At 47.8% G+C, this 4,130-nt stretch carries 1 protein-coding gene and 2 pseudogenes; all 3 read right to left on the reverse strand.

Annotated elements, in window-relative coordinates; all coding sequences use genetic code 11:
• On the reverse strand, positions 1-2,802 hold a 2,802-nt coding region (locus L5L77_RS22330), incomplete at its 3' end, for a M9 family metallopeptidase (RefSeq protein ID WP_263223432.1).
• A gap of 207 nt (positions 2,803-3,009) precedes the next feature.
• Positions 3,010-3,209, reverse strand: a pseudogene (locus L5L77_RS22335) (IS110 family transposase); the annotation flags it as partial.
• 644 nt (positions 3,210-3,853) lie between these two features.
• A pseudogene (locus L5L77_RS22340) lies at positions 3,854-4,130 on the reverse strand (transposase); the annotation flags it as partial.

The raw sequence follows: 4,130 nt of genomic DNA on the forward strand, positions 1-4,130 counted from the left end.
CGTCGCGCAGGCGTTGGCAATGAGCACCGGATCGGGTGTGTTACTCGTGCCTGTGCTTAAGGTCAGTGTTACGCCGCTAAACTCAGTGGCAGTATCAATCGTGATATAACGCCAGCCACGATTGGCGCTGAAGCTAAGCGATTCTTGATTTCCTGCTTGAGCGCTCTTTGCATCGGCATTATCTGCGTCGGCCCACTGACTGGCATTGAAGTAAATATTGGCATCCCCAGAGCCGCCCTTAGTGGTGACGGTGAACTGGGTATCATCTTCCTCAACCCAGAAGTAGAAGCTGTTACGCCCGCCACTGATGCACTCATTTTTGCCTAGGGTGAGCTTACCGTAATCTAAGGTCGCTGCGCCGCAATTGGCTGGTGGCTCAGGATCCACGCCGCCATCCCCCAGATCGGGGTCGATATCAGCAAATAGCTCAGTGGTGCTGACTTGCATATCAACACCGCCAAAGTCCCCCGATAAGGTAATGTAGTGCCAATACTCGTTGGGGTTTAACTGCACCTTAATCACTTGATAATTACCATTACCGATACCAGCGCCTTGGTTTTGCTCAGGGCTTGCCCAGCCTCTAGAATCGAAATAAATGTCGGCATCTCCCCAACCACCGCCAATCTTGATCCAAAGCTCTTGGGCTGTGCGATCGGTATTGGTGAAGCTGAAACTGGCGCGGCCGAGTTTTGAATCGATACATTCCATCGGCACATCAATTTTCAGGCTGGCCGATTCAGTGTAACGGTAGGCTTCGTTCGTCACTTGGCAAGGYGAGTAATCCTTACTGATWGTGCCCGCTGGTCCTGTCCAGTTGCCTTCGCGGCCACTGGGCTCAGCGTCGACATCACTCGGGCCCTTATCGACTATGCCATCGTCAGCAGTGCTTAAACCACTGGCGAGCCAACCCTGCCATTCGTTATCGTAACGTGTGCCGATATTATCCATAAAGGCTTGATATTCTGCATATTGATCGTTGCGTAGGTAGGCCAGAATCTGTCTCACATCGTCCCTGTGGTGTTCAAACATGAAACGCACCGCCAGATAGCCCCAGCGATAGATGCGGTCTTGGCCAGATTCATAGTTGTTTTTGAAGATGGTCGACAACATATACTCACCTGTTTCGCCCATGGCAATTGCCGCAGGGTTTGCGTCACGGTAAGAGATGTATTCTGCGAGGCCTTCAATCCACCAAATGGTATTGGCCGAAGTGCCACGACTAAAGTCACCAAACAGGTTATAGCGTCCATCGAGGTAGTGTACGTATTCGTGTTGCAGGTTCCAGACGTGGAAATCCGGCGTGCGCCATTCGGCTTCATAGGCGATAAAACGTGCCTGATTTTTGAGTCCAGCGGGCGAACCTTCTAAATACATGCCGCCATTGTCGGTACTGATACCAAAGATACTGTTGGCTAAGGATTTATATTCAGACGAACTGCCGAAGATCACTAGCTCTAAGTCATCGTTGTTATCTTGCCCCACAGGTTGCATGCCCGTTTCGAGTTTACTGTGGAAATAACTTTCTTGGCTGGTCAGCACATCACAGGCCCACTTGGCTTGATCTTGATAGAGATCTTGGGCGCGGATCTTAAGGCTGTCGGAGCATTTCCAGTTGAAAGGTAAGGCATCGGCCTCTAACTGCGCCTTAAAACCACAGATATTGTAATCATTACAATGGCTGCGATCGTAATAGTCGGCCATTTCTGCCGCCGCGTACCAAAGCACTTTGCTCGGTTCGGTTTTGCTGGTGCTGCTGAGGATGTTTTTGACCAGCTGGGTCACTCGCGGGCGCATGGCATCAATGTAATACAGCCTAGACAACTCTTTAACTGAATTGACCAAAAGGTACTCTGCATTGGTGCCTAACAAGTCGCGATGTTCGAGTTGGAAGTTATTCAGCGCATCTAAAATGCTTTGGTCACGCGCGAACAGCGCCTGCATGTCATCATTCCATTGAGCGCGGAATAAGGTGGTAAACACTGAGTTTGCTGCGGCGTTCATGGCGAAACTGGCTTGCCAGTTAGCGTCGTAGTCAGTAAGCACTTTAATGGTGACATGATTGAAATCGGCGCCGAGCTCGGCTGAGTCAATCAGGATTAAGGCTTCTTTCAACACGCCAGCATTGTCATCGGAGACAGTCCAAATCGCAGCGTTCGCAAATAACGCATTAAGGGCAGATTTTAAGCTGACCTTAGCAGCATTGCTGTAAGTGGGCACATCATTTGGGCTGTAAAACTGCACATAGAGGGCGGCACGAATAAAGTAAATATGGGACTCAAGATGCTGAATATCGACCCCAGTGTAGTCCTTTGCTTTAGTGGCAATGGCGTTGGCGACACTGATCACATTGGCCTCGCTAAATAGTGCGGTCGCGCTACTGCCTTTGAGGCTATAGAGTTTACCGACACATTCGGGCGTAGATTGGCTCAGTTCATTGACTAGTGCCTGACCTGATTTCCCAACAAAGTCACTGCAGTCGCTGACTTGCATCGCGGCGCTACGATTCTGCAACTTAAGTGGGGGTTGCTCCGAGACCTCTATCTGACGTTTTTGGCGTGAATGAATCTTAGGCTGCTCTGTCATCGTCGGATCATTGGGGGATGCCATCAATGGCGTCTCCCGCAGTAGCGGTCTATGTGATTCAATTAAGCTAATCGGTGCAGAGGGCGGTGGCGGGACGGGTTGAGCTGGTGAACTGTTTGGTGTGTTGTTGCCTAATGAGGGGCTTGCATGAGTGTTATGGGCAAGAACGGGAGTTGCAATCGCTAAGCTAATTGCTGCGAAGAGTAGTGTGTTTTTCATTGTGTATCCTTAGTTATCTAGTCTGCAAAGCAGATCTTCCTTGGGCGTTATTTGATACGTGTAATACATGCTTGCATGAAATATTATTGAAATCAGCACTGAGGAAAATGGCTATAACTCTGTATTAACAGCAAATAGCACAAATCAAGAATGGGTGGTATTAGTCAATATATCCAGTTTTTAAAAAAATTATCTTCCCTTTATGTTTACCATTCTGGCGGGGATAAGCTTGATGGTATGACCGAGCTTTTCGATAGTACGCCTCCAGTAATTCGCGCTGGGCTTCCATCACCACGAGCGTAGGCTGAGAGTATCGAGTGATAAAGTGCGCTTAATTTTACGATTAAAAGCAATGGTATTGTTAGGGTTAAAGGCCTCAAATCAATGCTGATAAGTTTATAGTGAATATCGGTCACCTCGAGTCAGATTTTGTGCACCTAAATCATGGCACATTTCGATGCCGCGACCGAAGTGACCATCTCAGCACCCATTGACTTGTCAGGGTAAGCATCGAGAATGCTTTTTAAGCCTTTATTATCTAATCCAAATACGCTGAATTTATTGCGGCTAGACGTCTCTTGCGGCGTAGACTTAATTTGCTTTGCTTTGCTTTGCTTTGCTTTGCTTTGCTTTGCTTTGCTTTGCTTTGCTTTGCTTTGCTTTGCTTTGCTTTGCTTTGCTTTGCTTTGCTTTGCTTTGCTTTGCTTTGCTTTGCTTTGCTTTGCTTTGCTTTGCTTTGCTTTGCTTTGCTTTGCTTTGCTTTGCTTTGTGCGTAGGCTAACTCTTCGGCCGATAATATTGCAGAACTGATGTAGTAACGTGTCTGAAGCTTTCCTTCTCCTTTGTGTACCCGATAGCTAATGACTTTGCCAAACGTTTGTATTGTCGGCCATCTAGCATCAATCAGCTCCTTTGGCGCCGCTATAGTTTGGTATTCCCGATATTCTTTCTACTACACTGCGCCTCGATTTGAGTGACGGTTTCTATGAGCTTCAAAGGCCTCTTTTTCGCGCTGATGCAAAGCACTTTGATTACCTTTGACTGCTAACAGGAAGTCAGCACCTTCCCTAAGTGGAATTAGCACTAAAGCGCGTTTTCGACGAACGGCTTCGTGACAGGCTTTTGTGTCGTAAGCACCATCACCCGAGATATTGCGGATTTTTCGATGGGTTTGCTTAAGTAAATTGGGCATCACTTCTGCGTCTGTTACACCTGATAAACTGAGTTCTGCGGCAATAATTTCATGGCTATGTGTATCTACGGCAATATGCAGTTTGCGCCACACTCGGCGCTTTACATCTGTGCCATGTTTCTTCACTTTCCACTCA

This window comes from Shewanella sp. SM29 (assembly GCF_025654245.1).
GTDB classification, from domain to species: domain Bacteria; phylum Pseudomonadota; class Gammaproteobacteria; order Enterobacterales; family Shewanellaceae; genus Shewanella; species Shewanella oncorhynchi.